Source organism: Vibrio sp. OPT41, from assembly GCF_015163595.1.
Taxonomy (GTDB): Bacteria; Pseudomonadota; Gammaproteobacteria; order Enterobacterales; family Vibrionaceae; genus Vibrio; species Vibrio alginolyticus.
Genome location: NZ_JADDYH010000038.1, coordinates 1 through 20,376, shown reverse-complemented (window position 1 = coordinate 20,376; position 20,376 = coordinate 1). Strand labels below are relative to the sequence as shown.

17 protein-coding genes are annotated in these 20,376 nt (G+C 44.4%); 13 read left to right on the top strand and 4 right to left on the bottom strand.

What is annotated here, in order from left to right:
• Window positions 1–43 precede the first annotated feature (43 nt).
• The 7 genes from IQP38_RS16245 to IQP38_RS16215 all read left to right on the top strand — a co-directional run bounded on the left by IQP38_RS16245 (window position 44) and on the right by IQP38_RS16215 (window position 6,971).
• Window positions 44–244 carry a restriction endonuclease subunit S gene (locus tag IQP38_RS16245; protein ID WP_005375165.1) on the top strand — a complete coding sequence of 67 codons (201 nt, stop codon included), beginning with the start codon at window positions 44–46 and terminating at the stop codon, window positions 242–244.
• Window positions 245–490: 246 nt separating this feature from the next.
• Window positions 491–1,159 (top strand): LuxR C-terminal-related transcriptional regulator, encoded by a 669-nt coding sequence (locus IQP38_RS16240; protein WP_021707603.1) that lies wholly within the window; start codon window positions 491–493, stop codon window positions 1,157–1,159.
• A 228-nt stretch (window positions 1,160–1,387) separates the two neighbouring features.
• On the top strand, window positions 1,388–2,044 hold the full coding sequence (locus IQP38_RS16235; protein WP_031777174.1) for a LuxR C-terminal-related transcriptional regulator: 657 nt from the start codon (window positions 1,388–1,390) through the stop codon (window positions 2,042–2,044).
• Window positions 2,045–2,250: 206 nt separating this feature from the next.
• Complete coding sequence (locus IQP38_RS16230) at window positions 2,251–2,841, top strand: calcium-binding protein (protein WP_005375168.1); 591 nt, start codon at window positions 2,251–2,253, stop codon at window positions 2,839–2,841.
• Window positions 2,842–2,993: 152 nt separating this feature from the next.
• Window positions 2,994–4,712: a type I secretion system permease/ATPase gene (locus IQP38_RS16225; protein ID WP_042521608.1), complete on the top strand. Its 1,719-nt coding sequence runs from the start codon at window positions 2,994–2,996 to the stop codon at window positions 4,710–4,712.
• The gene (locus IQP38_RS16220) at window positions 4,687–6,027 is read left to right on the top strand and encodes an HlyD family type I secretion periplasmic adaptor subunit (RefSeq protein ID WP_005375170.1); all 1,341 of its coding nucleotides are present in this window, start codon (window positions 4,687–4,689) and stop codon (window positions 6,025–6,027) included. Before IQP38_RS16225 ends, IQP38_RS16220 begins: the two co-directional genes overlap by 26 nt.
• A 95-nt stretch (window positions 6,028–6,122) precedes the next feature.
• Window positions 6,123–6,971: a mechanosensitive ion channel family protein gene (locus tag IQP38_RS16215; RefSeq protein WP_005375171.1), complete on the top strand. Its 849-nt coding sequence runs from the start codon at window positions 6,123–6,125 to the stop codon at window positions 6,969–6,971.
• A gap of 95 nt (window positions 6,972–7,066) precedes the next feature.
• On the opposite strand, the gene fhuB is transcribed toward IQP38_RS16215, so the two are convergent.
• Genes fhuB through IQP38_RS16195 form a run of 4 tightly spaced genes read right to left on the bottom strand, consistent with a single transcriptional unit; the run spans window position 7,067 to window position 12,890 of the window.
• Window positions 7,067–9,034: a Fe(3+)-hydroxamate ABC transporter permease FhuB gene (gene fhuB, locus IQP38_RS16210; protein ID WP_047103935.1), complete on the bottom strand. Its 1,968-nt coding sequence runs from the start codon at window positions 9,032–9,034 to the stop codon at window positions 7,067–7,069.
• A complete protein-coding gene (locus IQP38_RS16205) occupies window positions 9,031–9,960 on the bottom strand; it encodes an iron-siderophore ABC transporter substrate-binding protein (protein WP_054574938.1) in 930 nt (309 codons plus the stop codon). The genes fhuB and IQP38_RS16205 overlap by 4 nt, the downstream gene beginning before the upstream one ends.
• Entirely contained in the window at window positions 9,951–10,736 is a 786-nt protein-coding gene (locus tag IQP38_RS16200) for an ABC transporter ATP-binding protein (protein WP_017635311.1), read from the bottom strand. The genes IQP38_RS16205 and IQP38_RS16200 overlap by 10 nt, the downstream gene beginning before the upstream one ends.
• Before the next feature lie 51 nt (window positions 10,737–10,787).
• On the bottom strand, window positions 10,788–12,890 hold the full coding sequence (locus IQP38_RS16195) for a TonB-dependent siderophore receptor (protein ID WP_025768541.1): 2,103 nt from the start codon (window positions 12,888–12,890) through the stop codon (window positions 10,788–10,790).
• 145 nt (window positions 12,891–13,035) lie between these two features.
• On the opposite strand from IQP38_RS16195, the gene IQP38_RS16190 reads away from it, so the two are divergent.
• The 6 genes from IQP38_RS16190 (at window position 13,036) to IQP38_RS16165 (ending at window position 20,003) form a co-directional block, all read left to right on the top strand.
• A complete protein-coding gene (locus tag IQP38_RS16190) occupies window positions 13,036–14,889 on the top strand; it encodes an ABC transporter ATP-binding protein (RefSeq protein WP_042521744.1) in 1,854 nt (617 codons plus the stop codon).
• A 237-nt stretch (window positions 14,890–15,126) separates the two neighbouring features.
• Window positions 15,127–16,161, top strand: coding sequence for a DUF4118 domain-containing protein (locus tag IQP38_RS16185; protein ID WP_054576626.1), 1,035 nt, complete (start codon window positions 15,127–15,129; stop codon window positions 16,159–16,161).
• The gene (locus tag IQP38_RS16180) at window positions 16,158–16,856 is read left to right on the top strand and encodes a response regulator transcription factor (RefSeq protein WP_054576620.1); all 699 of its coding nucleotides are present in this window, start codon (window positions 16,158–16,160) and stop codon (window positions 16,854–16,856) included. The genes IQP38_RS16185 and IQP38_RS16180 overlap by 4 nt, the downstream gene beginning before the upstream one ends.
• A 151-nt stretch (window positions 16,857–17,007) precedes the next feature.
• Window positions 17,008–17,661, top strand: a complete 654-nt coding sequence (locus tag IQP38_RS16175) for a potassium channel family protein (RefSeq protein WP_069545947.1) — start codon at window positions 17,008–17,010, stop codon at window positions 17,659–17,661.
• Window position 17,662: 1 nt separating this feature from the next.
• Window positions 17,663–19,027, top strand: a complete 1,365-nt coding sequence (locus IQP38_RS16170) for a TrkH family potassium uptake protein (protein WP_005375181.1) — start codon at window positions 17,663–17,665, stop codon at window positions 19,025–19,027.
• 247 nt (window positions 19,028–19,274) lie between these two features.
• Window positions 19,275–20,003 carry a LysR substrate-binding domain-containing protein gene (locus IQP38_RS16165; protein WP_228010093.1) on the top strand — a complete coding sequence of 243 codons (729 nt, stop codon included), beginning with the start codon at window positions 19,275–19,277 and terminating at the stop codon, window positions 20,001–20,003.
• The last annotated feature ends 373 nt before the right edge of the window (window positions 20,004–20,376 follow it).

Sequence of the window (20,376 nt, the reverse complement as noted above, 5' to 3'; positions counted from 1 at the left end):
AGGCGAAGTTTAAAAGTTCAATCATTAATTTTAGGTAAGTACTATGAATGACTTCGAAAAAGAACTAGAGCAAATTTCTCAAGAAACCGCTCAGGAGCCAGAAGTAAAACTGCCGTCGCTAGAAGAGCAAAAAGCGATCGTCGCTGAGCTGAAAAAGCTGGAAGCGGAAGGTAAGCTGACGCCAGAAGTGTTAGAACAACACTTTGGTAAGTTTAACCAAAAAAACGCAGTTCCAATCCACTAAGTTAGGTGGTGTTTTGCCTCTAACGTGCGTGATTAAATCACCTGCTCAAACACAAAAAGGGAGTTTATACTCCCTTTTTTAATGTGTGAAAAATGCTAATACCTCTCACATACTTGCCACTTAAAAATTATTGACACTTCAATGAGTTATTAATTAGTACTAGTGATTTTCATACTTGACAATACTACCGCTCTATCTAAATCTATTGCGTATTTCAATAAAAACGACCAAGGGAATGCGATCAGGATGGAGCAGCAAAAAAAAAGAAACGTTATTTTAATCACGGAGGGAAGTCTACAGTCATCTCTGTTGAAAGATGTATTGGAGACCAAACTCGGTATTAGTGTTGCTCTAATCACGCCAGATAATCTGATTCACGGAGTGTTACATGAATCTCTTGCATCAGCCATTATTGTTGATTGCAGCGTGATCACGGATGAAATTTTTCGCCGTTATGCGGAGTTTAAAGCGGCCAAGCAGAAAGACACGCTTGAAATCTTAATTAATTGTGAGCAATCCATATCGACAGAAGATCTCTTTGCTTGGCGTACTTTGGCCGGTATTTTCTATACCTCTGATGATATAAAAACGTTGCAAGTTGGTATTGGTAAGGTGCTTCAAGGAGATATGTGGTTCAGCCGTAAGTTTTCTCAGCAGTACATTACTTACCTTCGTCGACATTGCAAACCTATAAATAAGAATGTTTCCGCTATTCTGACCAAACGAGAGCAACAAATAATTACCTTTCTTTCCATGGGGGCGTCCAATCAACAAATCGCCGAACAATTATTTGTCAGCGAGAATACGGTAAAAACGCATTTACATAATATTTTCAAGAAGATTGATGTGAAAAATAGAGTTCAAGCACTTATTTGGGCAAAGGAAAATATTTCAGACAACTCGTTAACGGTGTAATGCTATTGCAATATTAGGTTGCCTAATTTAGTAAACTCTTAATAATTTCTGTGACCTGAATGTGTTAAAAGTGTTTCTTTTATGAGAAACACTTTTTTTGGTTCTCTTTTTAATAACTTTAGAATTTAAAAAAGTAGCAAATAACTTTACTCTGTGAACTAGCACTTACATATCAAACTAAGTGCTGACGATTAACTACTAATTTAAGAATGTTAAGTCACTGAAAGTATGAGAAACATTATGGAACAGTATATGGAAAAGCCTGAAATCCTAATGCTCACTCAACAAAGTTTACAGAGTGAAAACTTTAAGGAAATGCTTTCTAAAAATACAGAAACTAAAATAACGATCATTGATACTAAAAACCCTAGTTATCATGAACTCATTCCGGAACGCTACTTTTTGCTTGTTGATTTTTCAGTTGAGATTCCTTCCGAAACTTTAGTTTATTTAAAAGATAGTAATAAAGTGCTAGGAACCATAATGCTTAATCTAGGTTATGACTTAGACACAGAAGAACTCGCTTCTTGGCCTCATGTAAAAGGTATATTTGGTCCAGGAGATTCAATGGACAAGGTTTGTCAGGGATTAAAAGCAATAATAAAAGGGGATAATTGGCTGTCTCGAAGATTACTTGATCAGCTAGTAAATTATTATCGAGGCAGAGAAGTAAATAGCATTATCGAACCTGCTATTGAGGTTGAGCTTACTCGGCGTGAAGTTCAGGTTTTAAAAATGTTGAAAGAAGGTGGTTCAAATATGGAAATCGCTGATTCTTTATTTATCAGCGAGCATACTATTAAATCACATCTATACAATATTTTTAGAAAGTTAGAAGTAAAGAACCGTACGCAAGCTACAAGTTGGGCTAAGAGAAACCTGTAGTACTAGTATTAACTTGCTGTAATAAAAAGAAAATACTCTATAAAGTACTAAATTTTATATTTATTATTAAAATGTCAGTCTGAAATATCATCCCATATTCAAACTTATTCCTATTCAGTTGACTATTAGACTTCTCATGTCGTGACGAATCTAGTCAGACGTGGAACAGAAGGTCTATTCAATTAATAAGCTAAGAGGGAATAAAAATGAGCGCAAGTGACAATGACACGTATTTAGGCGATGCAGGTGTAAATAACCAATTTGCTGATTTCGATGGCGGCGATGATTTGTTTATCGGTTTTGGTGGTAATGACTCGTTTGTTGGCGGTGGCGGTAATGATTATGTGATCGGCGGCGACGGCGACGATCGCCTAACTGGTGGTGCTGGAGATGACATCCTTAGGGCTGGTACAGGAAACGACTACCTCGGCGGTGGTACCGGTAATGACTTGCTGTTGGGTTTGTTGGGTGACAATAAATTAAATGGTGGTGTCGGTGAAGATATTCTTGTTGCTGGTTCTGGTGACAACGTTTTAGTTGGCGGCAGCAATGGCGATAAGTTTGTGTTCACGGATAAGTTTGGTGGCCATGGCGAAGCCAAAGTTGTTGATTTCACCATTGGTGAAGACTCTTTGCACATCATTAGCGACTCTGTCACTGACTTTGGTGATTTAAGCTTTAGCTACGATGCAGTTGGGAATGCAGTGTTTACCGATGGGGCTGATCTAACAGTGAAACTTATTGGCGTGACTGAAACTGACATCAACACCTATGGTGCAGATCTGTTCGTAATCTAAACGACTGAAAATAACTCTGGATGGGAATTAGTTTGCGTGGCTCTGCCATGCTGAGGTGAACTAATCGGACACTCTAGAGCGATTTGAGGTTACCTTAAGCTAGGCGCTAGTATTTCTGGCGCCTACAATTTTCACGTTAAACGGAAGTAGTCGTGCAAAAAACGGTTTTCAAAGAAGTGAAACAAAAACTATGCACGCTTGCGGGCTTGCTGATCGTTTTTAGCCTTTTTATCAACTTATTGGTTCTCTCGATTCCGTTGTACATGCTTCAAGTGTACAACCGAGTTATATCCTCCTACTCAACCGATACTTTATTCTTGCTCACTGTCATCGTAATTGTCGCGCTGTTAACCATGTCCATCATCGACATTGCACGAGCACAAATGAGTAAATCTTTTGGTTATTGGATGGACACAAAACTCTCCGCTTTCATGCTCAAGCGCACGATTCAATATCAATCACATACTGGGAAGAGTTATACCTCGCAAACTCTGAGAGACATTCAGAACATCAAAAGCTTTTTGAGCAGTCAAGCACCTTATCCACTGTTGGATGCGCCCTGGACACCGCTATTTATTTTATTTGTGTATTTATTGCACCCGATACTAGGTCACATCGCGTTACTTGGATCTATCGTATTGTTTAGCCTAGGTCTGCTTAATGAGCTAATGACGCGTAAAACAATGCAAGAGAGCGAAGTCAGAGCGATTTCTCATATCAACAACGCAGAATTAGCCACGCAAAACTCCAATTCAATTCTCGCAATGGGGATGATGAATGCATTTTTAGAGAAGTGGCAGTCGCGCGTGAGCGAAGTGAATGTGCTTGAAGAGCGAGTTGCAGGTAAGTCTATCTACATGGCTAACTTTTCTAAGTTTGTGCGTGGCTCATTACAGATATTTTTACTGGGAGGTGGTGCATGGTTAGTTATCCAACATGAGATAACGGCAGGGGCGATGATCGCGAGCTCCATATTAATGAGTCGGGCATTATCGCCGATGGAGCAGGCGATAGGCACGTGGCGAAGCGCGATGTCTGCTAAAGGCGCCTATAAAAGGTTGAAAGAAATCGATGCGATCGTGCGCCAAGATGAATCAGATATGCCACTGCCTAAACCAAAAGGACACTATGAGCTTACCGGACTGGCCTATCGCCATCCTGGAGCAACCGAACCAGTGCTCTCATCGCTCAGCTTATCGATTCCTCCGGGTGTTGCTGTTGGGGTGATTGGCCCTTCTGGTACGGGTAAATCGACGTTTGCTCGGCTGTTATTAGGTACGGTTAAGCCATTAGCGGGTAAAGTGACTCTTGATGGAATGGAAGTCTCCGTATGGGCATCTGAAGATCGCGGCGTGCATTTTGGGTATCTCGCTCAAGAGGTGGAGTTATTTCCTGGCACAATTCGAGAGAACATCGCGCGCTTTAAAGAAGAAGACCCCGCTAAAGTCATCAAGGCGGCTCAACTAGCAGGATGTCATGAATTAATACTCAAGAAAAACAAAGGCTATGATTGCATTATTGGTGAAAATGGCCGTGGTTTATCTGGGGGGGAAAGGCAGAGAATCGCTCTTGCAAGAGCCGTTTATGGCGACCCTTCTATTGTGATTTTCGATGAAGCGAATGCCAACCTCGATGGTGAGGGAGAGGCTGCGTATCAACGTTTGATTGCCCATTTAAAAGCACAGAGTACAACGATTATCGTCATTGCTCACAATCCGAGCACGTTACGACAAATGGATAGGCTCTTGTATTTGGCTGACGGCCGAGTCAAGTTATACGGCGCTAAAGATGAAGTATTAAAACGTTTGATGGGCGAAGAAAGAACAGATATCCCAAGGGTAAGAAATGAGCAATCAACTGCCAACCGTTAATCAGAGTTCTACCGAGATCGTATATCGTTTTAGCCCCAAAGCGAGACTAAACTTTCGAAAACCAATTTTACTCGGTGTGGTGACCTTAAGTGTTTTTCTTGGAGGCCTTGGCTACTGGGCTGCAACAGCCAAATTAGAAAGTGCAGCGATTGCTTATGGTGATTTGTCAGTTCTCACTAAGCGACAAGAAATTCAGCATTTAGAAGGCGGTATTATTGAAAAGCTATATGTACAGGAAGGGGATTTAGTCGAAAAAGGTCAGTTATTAATTCAACTTTCTAAGCGTCAAGCTATGGCTAAGTTGGACTCGTTAAGTGGTCGTTTTATCCATACTCTAGCAAAGGAAAACCGTTTAAGTGCGGAGCTTGATGAGCTTCCAACGATTGTATGGTCTGATGATCTTGAAAGCATTCCCCGTGTCGATATCGTACAAGAAGCACAACTGGTTCAAAACAAGATCTTTGAAGCGAGAAAGCGATTCTTTGATAGTAAACTGAGTATCATTGAGCAGAGTATTTCTGGAGCAAATTTAGAGCTTGAAAACCTTCAGCAAACCAAAGTGATTGAGACGGAACGGCTCAACTTTATTGCTGAAGAAATAGACAGCAACCAAGCCTTGGTGCAAAAAGGTTTCTCGGGAAAATCTACTTTACTTCAACTCAAGCGCTTAGCAGCGGAGGTGAGAAGTACCTTAAGCCAGTTAGATAGGCAGTCGCTCACCGTTAGAAAAAGGTTAGATGAGAACCTAGCGCAAATTGAAGAGTTGAAGCTTGAAAGGCTGAATGAGATTGTCGAGGAACTACGAAATACCAAAACGGAAATTGTCGCAATTCGGGAAGAATATCGCTCCGCTCAAGATATTGTCGCAAGAACAACGATCAACGCACCTATTTCTGGTCGCGTAGTCAACATGCAAGTGTTTACCGAAAAAGGTGTGATTGGCTCGGGTGAAACGTTACTAGAACTGGTCCCGCAAGACGATAAGTTGTTAGTCGAGGCTCGTGTTAATCCTCAGGATATTGATTTAGTGAATCCAGGCCAGCAAGCGCATGTTCGTCTGACCGCTCTGAATGCACGGACGTTGGCACCTTTAGACGGTACTGTGCTGACGATTTCTGCCGATAAGCTCTCGCAAGAAAACCAAGAAGATTTTTATCTCGCTAGAATTGCAATTTCACCGGAAGATGTGACAAAACATCGTTTAACCTCAGGCATGAATGCCGAAGTGCTTATTTTATCTGAGCCACGAACGCCATTGAGCTACCTAATAAAGCCAATTACAGAAAGCATGAATCGCGCCTTCAGAGAGGAGTAATTTCAAAAAGACTTGAGTGAGCACGGACAACAGACAAAATAATTTGTTATCGTTAGCTGTTACTGGGCCGTATTTTTATTCGAGGGAGCCGTGGAATGGAGAAAGTGCAGTTAGTTGTCGATTTTCTTCTCACTCATAAATTGATTTTTACCGCACTGATCTTTGCGATTATGTGGTTAATTCGTCGTGCAATTTTATCGATGATTCGTGGTGATCACGCTTTTCTCTCAGAAGATCAGCGTAGTTGGATGTCCAGAACTAAAAATGGCACCTTTGCTGTTACATTACTGATTTTATTTATTTTATGGCAATCAGAAATTAACGAGTTTGCTCTGAGTGTAACGGCGATTGCCGTTGCCATTGTAGTGGCATCCAAAGAAATCATTTTGTGTTTTACGGGTTCGATTCAAAGAGCAAGTTCGCGTTCTTTTCGCGTTGGAGACTGGATTGAGGTCGGAAAGTTGTGTGGTGAAGTGATTGAGCACAATATGATGGCGACGGTGATTCAAGAGATCGACCTGCATCACGGGCAATATCATTACACCGGCAAAACAGCGACATTGCCTAATAGTATGTTCTTTACCTATCCAGTAAAGAACCTCAACTTCATGAAGCGGTACGTTTACCACAACTTTTCTGTAGTGGTGAAAGACTTCGTCAATTTGTATCCACTGTTACCGATTTTAACTGATAAAATTGAAGAACATTGCAGTTACTTTGCTGATGTTGCACATCGTTACAATGCGATGATTGAAAAACATGCCGGTGTTGACCTTCCTGGTTCTGAGCCACATATGCATATTTCTAGCAACATTAATGGTGAACAAATTCTGCACGTGATGATTTTCTGCCCAACCGATAAAGCGAACCACTTAGAGCACTTAATTCGTAAGGACTTTATGGAACTTTATGAGCAACGTTTTCCTGTAGTGCGAGAAGAATAGAGCATCGTACTTCGCCTTTAATTTCAAACCCCGCTATCAAAATAGCGGGGTTTGTTTTTCTTAGCGTATTTTTAGGCTGTAACAATATTCCCAACTTAGCTGAACTTACTCTTCAGCATTAAAAATAGGAAGTAAGTGCTGCCTATAATAGCGACCAACGTGCCAGCTGCGACCTGACTTGGATAAATAGCGATTTGTCCTAGCCAATCTGCCCACAACATTAGGGTTGCGCCAATTAAGGCACCGACACACAGTTGCTCTTTCACTTTTCTTGCTCCTAACATCATCGCCATATGGGGAGCGACCAAGCCAACAAAAGATATTGGACCAACTGTAGCGGTAGAAAAGGCGCATAACAAAGCAACGATGGTGAGCATAAGCGTATTGGCTACGGTAGGGTTAAGCCCTCGTGCATTTGAGAATTGTCGCCCGATGGAAATTAGTGTTAGCCAACGAGAAATCGAGAATACAGCGGCAAGCAGAACTATTATGGCCAAACATAACATCAGTGCGGTGTCGGCTGTGACTCGATAAATTGAACCAGTTAACCACAATAAAATTTTGTAACTGTCACCAGAACCTTGAGCTAGCGAAAATTGAACAAGAGCTTCTAGTAGTGCCGTTAGTGCGATGCCGGACAACACGAAGTTAGATGGATTAAAATGGCTTCGTTTACCGATAATCAGCAATAACATCAATACGGACATACTTCCGAAAAAAGCGATACCCCAGCTAAATGCGGAGAGAAGCGACCCAGCGATGACTCCTGTCGTAATAATGGCAAACGTGGCTCCGGAAGACACACCGAGAATATCGGGACTTGCCAGAGGGTTATAAACAATGCGTTGCAAAATGATTCCGGCAACGGATAGCGCAATACCGACAGAAAGTGCGGTTAACATTCGCGGCCAACGCAATTGCCATTGGAACTCACCTGGCACAGACCATTGAATTCCGTTTATACCATGGGTAACGAATGAGTAAGCTAGAATCCCAACCAGACTGAATAGCGCAATGCTGCATACCGCGCGTTTAGAAAGCGCCGTTTTTCCTTGGCTCATTGAAAGGTTAAGTTGATCGGTTGCCGTCAGCTTTTTACGAGTAAACCAAATTAAAGCGGGAGCGCCAATAGCTGCAGCCGCTACGCCGCTAGGAATGGTTTCCTCTAACCATAAGCTCAGCGAGATAGCGGCAGAGTCTGTGATGATTAGTAGCATTGCGCCCAAAAGCATGCTGCTGATCAATTCGTCGCGCGGTGTTCTTGCCCCCATCGCTCTGGCAATATTGGGTGTCAGTAATCCGATGAAGCTGATAATGCCAACTGCGGTGATTGAGGCAGATACCAGCCAAATACCCATCACCATTAACGCACCAAACGCGGGTAATACCGCTAAGCCTCGGGCTGCTGCGCCTTCTTGTCCTAGTTTCATTAAGGTCAGAATACGTGGTGCGACGATCAAAATTACGATTGCGATAGCGCAGCGAGGCAATAACCACTCAAACCAATCCCAGCTGTATTGAGAAAGGTCTCCGGCTCCCCACATAAAAATATTCTGTGCGAACTGGGCATTTAAAATAATAATGGCTGTGGCGATAGAACCAAGCAAGATATTGATCACCATCCCCGAAACGACCAGCGGCAAACCTGTCATATTACGCACGCCTGCAATTGATACGATCAGGCCAAACGCCACTAAAGCCCCCACCATTGCGGCTAATGCAGAGTAATCGGCTACCCAATCGACGAACCAAATGTTTACCACGACTAATGCAAGCCAAGCACCAGAAGAGGTGCCAAGAGTCAACGGCGAGGTGAGGTTATTCTGCGTTAATTGCTGCATTAAGCTGCCGGTGAGACCAAGCATGGCACCAACAAGCAGGGTCATACTTAACCTAGGAAGTTGCGCTTGCGTAAAGAATACGTCACGAAACTCGGTTGCTACCTCTGGTTTTGTTAATAATTGCCATTGTTCGAAAAGTGATAAATTAGTATCAATTTGTAGGCTAAAGACGCTAAGTAACGTAATCAGCGCCAGATAACCAATATAATGTTTCGTTCTCATTGTTCTGGTGCCAACTCTATTAGACTGTCGGTAATCGCTTCAGCGGTGTATTGCAAAGACATGGCACCGCCATACGCCCACACTGCTCTGACTGAATTTACCCGCTGCTGTTTCACAAACGGCATCGCTTGCCAAAGTGGCGACTCTTTCAGTTTTCGTTCTTCTGGGAAAGGTTGTACGTAGAGAACGTAGCTGTTTTGAAGGCCCTGAAGCCGATTGATTCGATCTTGCTTTACTCCCCACGCTCGTGGGTCCTCTTTAATTGGAGCCTGTAATCCCAGTTTTCTAACCACGTAGTCAGTGGTGGAGTTTTCGGTTGCAAGTAATACAGTATTCGGAGTTGAAAATCGCATCACAAGAACGCTGAGTGGAGCAGAGTAATAGTGGCGAATTCGCTGGCGCATCTGCGCAAATGAAGCATCTAATTCTGCCAGTTTCTGTTCAGCAAGTGCCTCTTTATTGAATAGCTTGCTGAGCGTACGAAAGTGACGAATGGCCGTTTCAGCTGCGGCCTCATTTTCAGAAAAATTAGGTAAATAGATTACCGGAGCAATTTGTTTGAGTAACGGAATCAAGTCTTGCTGTGGAGATGCAGCAAGGATGACATCTGGTTTCAAACTGGCTATTTTTTCTAAGTTGGGTTCTGCTCGGGTTCCAATATCTTCAATTGACTCTGGTGCAGTTGGATTGACGACCCATTGGCGGTAGCCTGGTAAATTTGGGGCTGCGATTGGTTCTACGTTTAGCGCCAAAACTTGTTCTAAGATGTCCCAGTTTAAGGCTACAACGCGTTGAGGCGCTTGCTCAAAACTATGCTCGCCATATTCATCGGTAACGGTGATGACTGCATGTGCATTGGTCATAAAAAATGCGAGGAGAAAAGCAGATTGTGTAACCACAGTAAGTAAACGAGCTATTATGCGCATACAACAGCCACCTTTTGGCTCGCTAATGTGTTAGCCGGGCTTGGGTGTTCAATCAGCTTAATTGGTGACTCATATAGTTTAGAAAGGCGTGCCTCGTCTAACAACATGTCGGCGTTGCCTTCAAAGGCAATCTTACCTTTTTTGAGCGCAACAATGTGGGTGGCGTAGCGCAGTGCTAAGTTCAGATCGTGCAGGATCACGATAATGCCTACATTCTCGGTTCGATTCAGTTCTGCCAGCAGCGCCATTAGTTGAAACTGATGGTGAACATCGAGCGCCGAGGTTGGCTCATCGAGAATTAAAATTGGCGATTGTTGAGCCAGTAGCATAGACACCCAAGCACGTTGGCGCTCGCCGCCCGATAAGTCATCCGCCAAAGCTTGAGCAAAAGGTGTAACCCCTGTTCGTTCCATAGCCTGCGTGATGATCTGTTTGTCTTCAGCTTTCCAACGACCAAGTGCCCCACGCCACGGAAAGCGACCTAAGCGCACTAGCTCTTCTACCGTTAAACCAGCCGAAGAGGGCAGCTTTTGTGGCAAATAGGCGATCTGTTTTGCCAACTCTTTGGTTTTGAGTGATGAAAGGGAAGTATCGTTTAGTGTTACCGTGCCTTTATCTGGTGGCATTTGACCAGAAAGCAGGTTCACCAGTGTCGACTTACCTGAACCGTTATGGCCTAAAACGACCGTTAGCTCATTTGTTGGGATGTTAAGTTGTTCGATGCCGAGGATCTGACGTCCACCTCGCACGATCTCAATATTAGACAGTTGAAACATGGATGGCTCTTAGGAGAAAACTCCCCTCAATAGAGGGGAGTAGAAGTACAATTACCAGCGGTAGTTTGCGTTTAGCATAACAGAGCGAGACTGGCCGTAGTAACACCAGTAATCGCAACCTGAAACAAACTCTTTATCTAGGATGTTGTTCACGTTTAGCTGTGCTTGCCACTGTGAAGTGATGTCGTAAGTGACTGACGCATCCCAAAGAGTGACAGAAGGAACCGTTAGGTTCGAGCTCTTAGGGTTATCTTTTGACTCACCTACGTAGCGCACACCAGTACCGATATTGAGGCCTGGAATCAGGCTGTAGGCGCTGTAGTCTACCCATGCAGACGCTTGATGCTCAGGAATAAGTGCGGCTTGTTTTTTACCTTGGCCAAAGCTCTCATCTGTTTTCGCTTTAGTGTAGGTGTAGCTTGCCATCAGTTTTAGATCGTCGGTTAGCTGCGCCGTGCTTTCTAGCTCAATACCTTGAGATGTCACTTCACCTGTTTGTGTCGCAATCCATGTTGATGGGTTAGTGACCAACGCGTTCTTTTGCGTGATGTCGAACCATGCAAGGTTGATAAAGCCATCCATAAAGCTTGGCTCATACTTTACACCCACTTCTACTTGCTCGCCTTCCAGCGGTTTGTAAAGTTCATTGGTTGCCGCATCAATAGTGCTGATCACTTCAAACGACTGAGAGTAGTTTGCGTAAGGTGACAGGCCATTGTTTGCAAGGTACATCACACCCGCACTTAGAGAGAGCTGACCATCATCACGAGATTCACTTTGATCAACGGTAGCGCCCTTGCCAGAGTTTTCTGTTTTCACCCAGTCGTAACGAGCACCTATGTTACCAATCCACTGTTCATGCAGTTTCAATTGGTATTGTGAATAGAGACTTGCTTGAGATTTCTCAATCTCACGTTTCACGTTGTTGGCAGGATCAAGAGGGGTGAAGTTGCCGTAAACTGGGTTCCACGGGTTGATAGTGCCAAATGCATAGTTGTCTTGCTCGTCGCCATCGGTTTTGTGGAATTGCAGATCCATACCGATAAGCACTGTGTGCTCTGCGTTGTCTGTCATCCAGTTGCCGACAGCATTGTTATCGAACGTGATGCTCTGGTTTTTTCCGTCACGGAATACGATGCCTTGCGTTAACTCTTCTTTCGCTGGATCGTTGTTTGAGAACGCGTAAGAGCTGCGCAAGTACAACTCATTCGAACCGTAGTTGAGGTTTTGCGAGAGTGACCACGTGTCATTGATGTCGTGCTCTAGTAAGTAACCTAGAGAAAACTGCGTGCGTTCGTATTTATCGTAGTTTGGCTGACCAAGGTTAGTCGAAGGATCGATTTTGCCAAAGTTAGAACCAATCAGAGTACCTGCTGCCGGGAAGAATGGGTTAGTTGGTACACCGTCATCATGAAGGTAAGTTGCCAAAACGGTCAGCATTGTACGGTCAGAAATGTCGAACTCGACACTTGGCGCTAGGTAGAAACGCTCGTTATTTGTGCCGTCCAGTTCACCATCTTGGCTTGTCATCAAGCCAACCAAACGATAGCGCACAGTGCCTGCGTCGTTTGCTTCGTCAGCAATGTCAAAACCTACGGATTGGTGTTGGTTGTTGCCAACTTCGACTTTTACTTCGCCTTGAGGCGTAAACGTTGGTTTTTTCTGAACAGCATTCACGATACCGCCTGGTGCCGATTCACCAAACAGAATAGCCGATGGACCTTTAACGACTTCTACACTTTCTAGGCCGTAAGGTTCGACCAACCATGTGTAGTAACCATCGCGGAATAGGCGGTTGCCGTTTAGGTAAGTCGCTGCATCAAATCCACGAACTTTGAACCAATCAGTGTCGTTGTCTGCGCCATAAGGCTGAGCGGTTACACCAGACGTGTAGCGTAATGCTTCATCTAGCTTTTTCGGTGCACGAACACGAAGTTCATCTTCAGAAATGATAGATACGCTGCGCGGCGTTTCTGCTGCAGGGGTTTCTACTTTAAGTGCTTGCGCGGTGACCGTTATGGTCTCCATGGCAATCACGTCATCTTGTACGACGTCTTCTTGAGCTTGTGCTGTGAATGCAACCACTGCTGTAGGTGCTAAAGCACAAACCAACGCGTTGCGGATAGCGATGGTCAGTGAGTTATTCTTTTGCATAAATCTATTCCCGATAATTATGATTAACGCTAAGCTTAATTGTAATTATTATCATTTGAGCTTTTGTTTCGGTATTTTACTGACTTTTGTATCAAAAGATAGTAAAACGTTCGCAAATTCATTCGCGGTACCTAAAGTCATTGTTATGTTCAATTGGTTTGAAAAGCTGACCCAACCCTTTCCCCAGATGGAAACCGAAAAGCCACCGAAGACGCTATTTGGCTTTTGTCGTTTTTACACTCGTGGCTTTGAAGCCCCTTTACTCGTTATGGCTGTGTTCAGTGCGCTTATTGCCATTACTGAGGTGACGCTGTTGCGTTATATGGGCGAGCTCGTCGATATTCTCTCTAATCAAGATCGCGCAACATTCTGGCAAGACCAGGGTGATCGCATGCTAATGATGCTGTTCTTAGTGGCGGTTGTGATGCCAGCTCTCGGTTTTGTCCACTCAATGGTGATGCACCAAACGTTATTGGGTAACTACCCGATGTCTATCCGTTGGTTGATTCACCGTTACTTGCTAAAACAAGCGGTTGGATTTTTCCAGCGTGACTTTGCAGGCCGAGTTGCGACCAAAGTGATGCAAAGTGCGTTAGCGGTACGAGAAACGGTCATGAAGCTGGTGGATGTACTGGTTTATATCAGCGTTTATTTTCTTTCGATGCTCTGGATGATGGGCGAAGCTGATGGTTTGCTAATGTTGCCTATTGTGATTTGGATAGGAATGTACGCGGTTATCCAGTTCTACTTTATCCCTAAAATGAAACAAGTAGCGACGGAGCAAGCGGATGCTCGTTCTGTAATGACTGGGCGCATTGTCGATTCTTACACCAACATATCTACCGTAAAGCTATTCGCGCACTCGCAACGAGAGTTGGAATACGCAGAAAGCAGCATGAAGCAATTTTTGGTGACGGTTTACCGCCAAATGCGCATGGTGACTTGTTTACTGTTTAGTGTGGATGCCATCAACTATTTGCTGCTGATGTCTATTAGTGCCATTTCGGTTTATCTATGGCTAGATCACGCTGTAACAATTGGTGCTATTGCGATTGCCATCAGTATTGCGTTGCGCGTACAAGGTATGTCGAAGTGGATCATGTGGGAAGTTAGCGCACTGTTTGAAAACATCGGTACAGTAGTAGACGGTATTAATACGATTTCAAACGATGTTGAAGTGAAAGACGTACCAAATGCTAAGCCTTTGCAAATCTCTCAAGGTGAGATCTGCTTTGATCACGTAGGTTTTAACTACAGTGATGAGAAGGCAGTATTTGAGAACTTGAATCTGACTATCAAACCGGGCGAAAAAGTCGGCATTGTCGGTCGCTCTGGGGCAGGTAAATCCACGTTGGTCAACTTGTTGCTGCGCTTTTACGACGTAAATAGCGGTAAGATTTGTATTGATGGACAGGACATTTCTCAAGTTGAACAAGAGTCGCTTCGCCAACACATCGGTATGATCACGCAAGACACCTCTTTGCTACATCGCTCAATTAAAGAGAACATTCTTTACGGTGATCCAGATGCTTCAATGGATGCCGTTATCGCAGCTGCTGAGAAAGCACATGCTCATGATTTCATTCAATCTCTACGAGACGAGCAAGGTAACGTTGGTTATGACGTTGAAGTGGGTGAACGCGGTGTGAAGCTGTCTGGTGGTCAGCGTCAACGTGTGGCGATTGCTCGCGTTCTGCTGAAAAACGCGCCAATTTTGATCATGGATGAAGCAACGTCTGCACTTGATTCAGAAGTAGAATCGGCAATTCAAGAAAACCTTGAAGTTCTGATGGAAGGAAAAACAGTGATTGCGATTGCTCACCGTTTATCAACGATTGCCGCGATGGATCGTTTGATTGTAATGGATGACGGCAAAATCATTGAGCAAGGCTCGCATTACGAGCTGCTGCAATTGGGTGGTGTTTACGCTCAGTTGTGGAAGCATCAAACCGGCGGTTTTTTGTCTGAGCAAGGTGATGCTCAACTGCAAGTCATCTAATATGACGCTACACGAAAGAGGAGCAAATGCTCCTCTTTTTTGTGTCTGTCGTTTATACCGAGTAAGTAGGCGTTAATGGGCAACGTTAACTTGTGATTATTCATTGAGTTAGGCCAACTTAATGATGATTATGTTTATAACTCACTGTCGTTATTGAATTTTTTACGCTTTTTTTACGCGAACTCCGAATGGGCTTTTGCTAAAGTTTTCTACATCGAATTTTGGTTGATGTATTTTATGTTTGTTCAATGGCGAGATAACACCTTTCTCTTTTCTACTACCGTGATTGTTGGCGCGGTTGTGGTCTCATGGCTGTTAGACCAACTGTTTGGCTCTACAGCCGCAGTCCTGCTGATTTTACAGTTAGCAGTCGTGGTAGTGGCGTTTCAATGCAACTCGCGATTCGCTTATGCGGCGGCGGTGATCGAAGCGTTGAGCTTCAACTTCTTTTTCACGACGCCTCGTTACTCTTTGCAGATGTTTCGTCCGGAAGACATTTTTAATTTAGTCGTGTTTATGGTGGTGGCATTTATCACCAGCACCTTTGCGGATCTTTATCGTCGCCAGCAGGGAGAATTAAAACAAACCAAGCTGCAAAACAGCATCCTGCTATCGGTGTCCCATGACCTACGCACGCCGTTGGCAACCATTATTGGAACACTGACCACACTCAACGAGTACATGCCCAAGCTCAATGACTTAGAGCGCAAAGAATTGCTCGACAGTGCGACTTCAGAAAGCCACCGCTTGCATCAATATATAGAGAACCTCTTACAGGCGACTAAGCTCCAACACGGCACATTAAAAATTACCAAAAAAGATGAGCCTATTGCGAATATTGTGCGGGATGCGGTTTCTCGTTTGCCGAATTACACCGAGAAAGTATCCATGAATATGGATGATGCCGTTGGCTATTTGTCAGTAAGTCGTTCGCTCATCGAACAAGCGATTTTTAATGTGCTGGATAATGCCATGCGATTTTCACCAGAGAATGAATCTGTCGAGGTTTCACTTTCTAAGCAGGGTTCGTCGTGCGTGATTGATGTTCGGGACATGGGGATTGGCATCAAAGCTGAAGATGCGGAAAAAATATTCAACCTTTTCTATTCCGGTGTGAACAACAAATCGGCCGATTCAGGCACCGGAATGGGACTCGCGGTTGCCAAAGGTATCATCACCGCACACCATGGATATATTCAATCTATGCCAGTATCAGAAGGGACGCTGATCCGCATTCGACTTCCACTCAATCAAGGAGCAGAGCAGGCGTGAGTTACAAAGTTTTAGTTGTGGACGATGAGCCTCGCATTCATACCTTTATTCGAATTTCGCTGTCTGCTGAAGGGTTTGATTACATTGGCGCGAGTACCATTGCAGAAGCCAAAGCGTGTTTCGAAGCGTATTCGCCGCACGTAATTCTGCTAGATTTAGGCTTGCCCGACGGCGATGGGGCGGAGTTTCTCACTACGCTTCGTCAGACGTATAAAACGCCAGTGCTAGTGCTGACAGCTCGCGATCAAGAAGAGGAAAAAATCCGCCTTTTAGAAGCGGGCGCGAATGATTACTTGAGCAAGCCTTTTGGCGTAAAAGAGCTCATCGCGCGCATCAAAGTGCTGGTTCGAGATTTGGTGGATGAGCAAACCGTCGCTGATGAGCTGGTGGCTGGCCGAGTCAAAATCATCAAAAGTACTCACCAATTTTGGTTGGATCAGAGGGAAATTCCACTCACCAAGAAAGAGTTTTCTTTCATTGAACAGTTGATTCTCAAGCCGGGAAAACTCATTGAGCAAACTCATTTGCTAGCGGTGATTTGGGGAAAAAGTCATGTCGAAGACACTCACTACTTACGCGTGTTAGTGAGTCAACTACGCAAAAAACTGAACGATAGTGCTGACGAACAGCGGCTATTAAAAACCGAGCCAGGGCTGGGTTATCGTTTAGTGCTTGAGACGTCCAAGCACTACTAAATTCCAAATTTAATCAACGTTAATGCCAAGGTTTAGTGTTGGTTATCGGCACTCGAACAGGATTCGTGTTGCCTATTTTCCGTGACGGAAAACCAGTCTAACCCTTAACGCATTAGCATTTTCTATACATAAAACACAGTTAGGTATTGATATGGCTCACTTTACAGTAATTGGTCTAGGGCGATTTGGCGTTGCCGCCAGCTTAGAACTTATTCATCTTGGACACACCGTAACGGGGGTGGATAGCGACCCTAAAATCGTCGAAAAATACGTCGAAGAGTTAACGCAAGCGGTCATATGTGACGCAACAGACGAAGGTGCACTCAGAGAGTTAGCGTTAGCGAACAGTGATGTGGTGTTGGTAGCGATCGGCGAAGACATGCAAGCCAGTTTGTTGTGTACGCTGGCGCTGAAAAATCTGGGTGTGAAATCTATTTGGGTCAAAGCTAGCACCAAAGCGCACCATACCATCGTGTCTAAGCTTGGTGTACAACGCATTATTCATCCGGAAGAGGAGATGGGCGTAAGAGTCGCGCAGGCACTCAACTATCCGATGGTGAATAACTATTTGGAAATGGGGCATGGTTTGTATGTGGTGGAAATCCACGTTAAATCCAATCTGCACGATACACCGCTTTCTAAGTTGATCAGCCGAGGTAGTTACAACATTCAGCCGATATTGGTGAAGCGCGAAGAAGCCGTCTACACCAATATCAAAGATGAGTTTGTGCTTAATGAGTTCGACACGCTGTTGCTTTGCGGTAGTCGCGCTGAGCTGAAATACGTCGCTCCAAGGTTGGTGTAACATGGTTTTGTGGCATCCCTCTATTATCCCAATCGAGCGAAAACCCAAAGCGGGCAAAAAATTGTTGGGCGCACCGCCATTAATACTTAGCCTCAGCTTTGCGTGCTTGATCATGCTCGGCACGGTCTTACTCAAACTGCCGATTGCCACCACAGAGCCCATCACTTGGATTCAAAGCCTGTTTACTGCGACATCGGCCATTACGGTGACGGGATTAGTTGTGGTGGACACGGGCACGGCGTTTACGCCTTTTGGGCAAGTGGTTATTGCTTTCCTGATTCAATGTGGTGGCCTAGGTTTAATGACGTTTGCCATCGTGACCTTGCTGGCTCTGGGCGGAAAAATTGGCTTTTTGGAGCGAGCCGTCGCGAGAGAGGCGTTCAACCAAACTGACTCATCGACACTCATTGCCACTGCTAAATCTGTATTGATGTTCGCTCTGCTCGTTGAACTTATTGGTTTCACTATTTTGAGCGTTTATTGGAGTGAAGAGCTGGGTTGGAAAACCAGTTTGTTCCATGGTTTCTTCTACACCATCAGTGCGTTTAACAATGCAGGTTTTGCGTTGAGTGCCGATAGCTTAATGCCTTACGTGGACGACCCGGTCGTTAACTTCACCATTACCAGTTTGTTCATTATTGGTGGTTTAGGCTTCTCGGTTTGGATTGACTTAAAACGCAATCGCCGTTGGCACCGACTCACCGTTTACAGTCGAATGATGATCTTAGGCACGGTGATCATTAACGTGGTGGCACTTATCGCCATTTACCTGATTGAATATGATAACCCCAACACGCTTGGCCCTTTGAGCGAAGCAGGGAAATGGTGGGCATCGTGGTTTCAAGCGGTGACGCCAAGAACGGCAGGGTTCAACACTTTAGCTATCGATCAGTTGGAAGATGCCACAACGGCGATCATTCTGGTGTTGATGTTTATCGGCGGTGGATCATTGAGTACGGCAAGTGGCATTAAAGTTGTGACATTTATAGTGTTAGTCTTGGCGACTTACAGCTATTTGCGTCGCGATGAAGCAACCTATGCCTTTCAACGCAAGATTCCCAAAGAGACCATCAGCAAGGCATTGGCGCTGACTCTGATCTCGGTGGGCGTGACTTGGTTTGCCATATTCACGCTGTTACTGACAGAGAAAGCGTCTATGTTAGATATTATGTTCGAAGCGGTCTCGGCACTGGGTACGGTTGGTTTGTCGCGAGGCTTAACGGGCAGTTTGTCCGAACCGGGTGAGTTAGTGATCATCTTCATGATGTTTATGGGACGATTAGGCCCCCTTACTTTGGCGTACTTCTTAGCCAGTCCAAGAAAGAAAAAAGCGCGTTACGCGAGCACTAAATTGGCAATAGGGTAAATGGGCTAACTCGAAGAAAGTGAGCAAAAGGCTAGGCAAAAGAGGAGTAACTGCTCCTCTTTTTGTGCTCGTTGTAGCCACGAAACTGTATACGGCAGTCTCTCTCACAACAATTTATGATTCATCTCTATTTTTTATCATTTATAAATTGTCGTTTTTGGGGTGTTGTCCAGAATGGCATTATCCACGTGCAACATAAGATTGCCGGGAATAAAAATAATTACAATACTGCCTTACTGGAAGATACATGAAAATCAAACCCCTCCCACCTTTAAATAGCCTCGTTGCGTTTGAAGCGTCGGCGCGGCACTTGAGTTTTACATTAGCCGCTGACGAACTAAACGTGACCCAAGGTGCTATCAGTCGCCAAATTAGACAATTAGAAGAATACTTAGGCAAGGCTATGTTCACGCGAGCCAATCGAAGCATTAATTTAACGCCTACAGGTCTTCAATATTATCAAGCTGTCAGCCAATCTTTGCTCGATATTGCTCAAATCACGGGTGAAGTGAAGAAGTGGCAGGGCGAACAAAAGATCACGGTTGCGACGACAAATGCAATGGCAGCCTTGTGGTTGTTGCCTAAGGTTGCTCAATTTCAAAATGAACATGATGACATCGATATAAGGATATTGGCCTCAGATAATGTGTTGGACTTACGCCGATTAGATTGCGATATCGCCTTGTTTTATTGTCGCACTCCACCTGCAGAAATGGACGTGACAACGCTATTTTCTGAAGAAGTATTCCCTGTGTGTAGTCCGCTTTATTTAGAGAAAATCGGCCAGCCTAATGAGCCAGAAGAAATCTTCAATAAAACGTTACTCTATCTGGAAGAGTCTCAAAGAGATTGGGTGAACTGGGAGCAGTGGTTTGCGAGTGTAGGATTGCCAAATATTTCGCCTCGTAATCGCATGAACATCAATAACTATCCAATGCTGTTACAAGCGGCAATTAATGGTCAGGCATCGCGTTAGCCTGGGGATCATTAGTGGACGACTATTTACAAAGCGGTGCTTTAGTTAGGCCAGTCGAACACGTGCTTTCAACACCTTCCAATTTCTCTATGCTTGAACCTAAAAATAGAGGTTTAATCCCAGCAAGCGTCAAGCGTTTTAGAGAGTGGCTTTTGCAACAGTTGCCAGATGAGGTGGGTGATCGAGGTTTAGCCTAAATCAATAAGCAGAGAAAATAACAGAGTTTGGTCATGTTAAAAAAGCGGGAGTACCAGTTCCCGCTTTGTTTTAATTGATTGTGCCGTCCTAAATAAGGTTGACACTTTCCACCCCCAAAATTGGAGAGTGTTATGAAATCAACAACTAAAAGAACTCAGCGCGATTACTCCCTCGC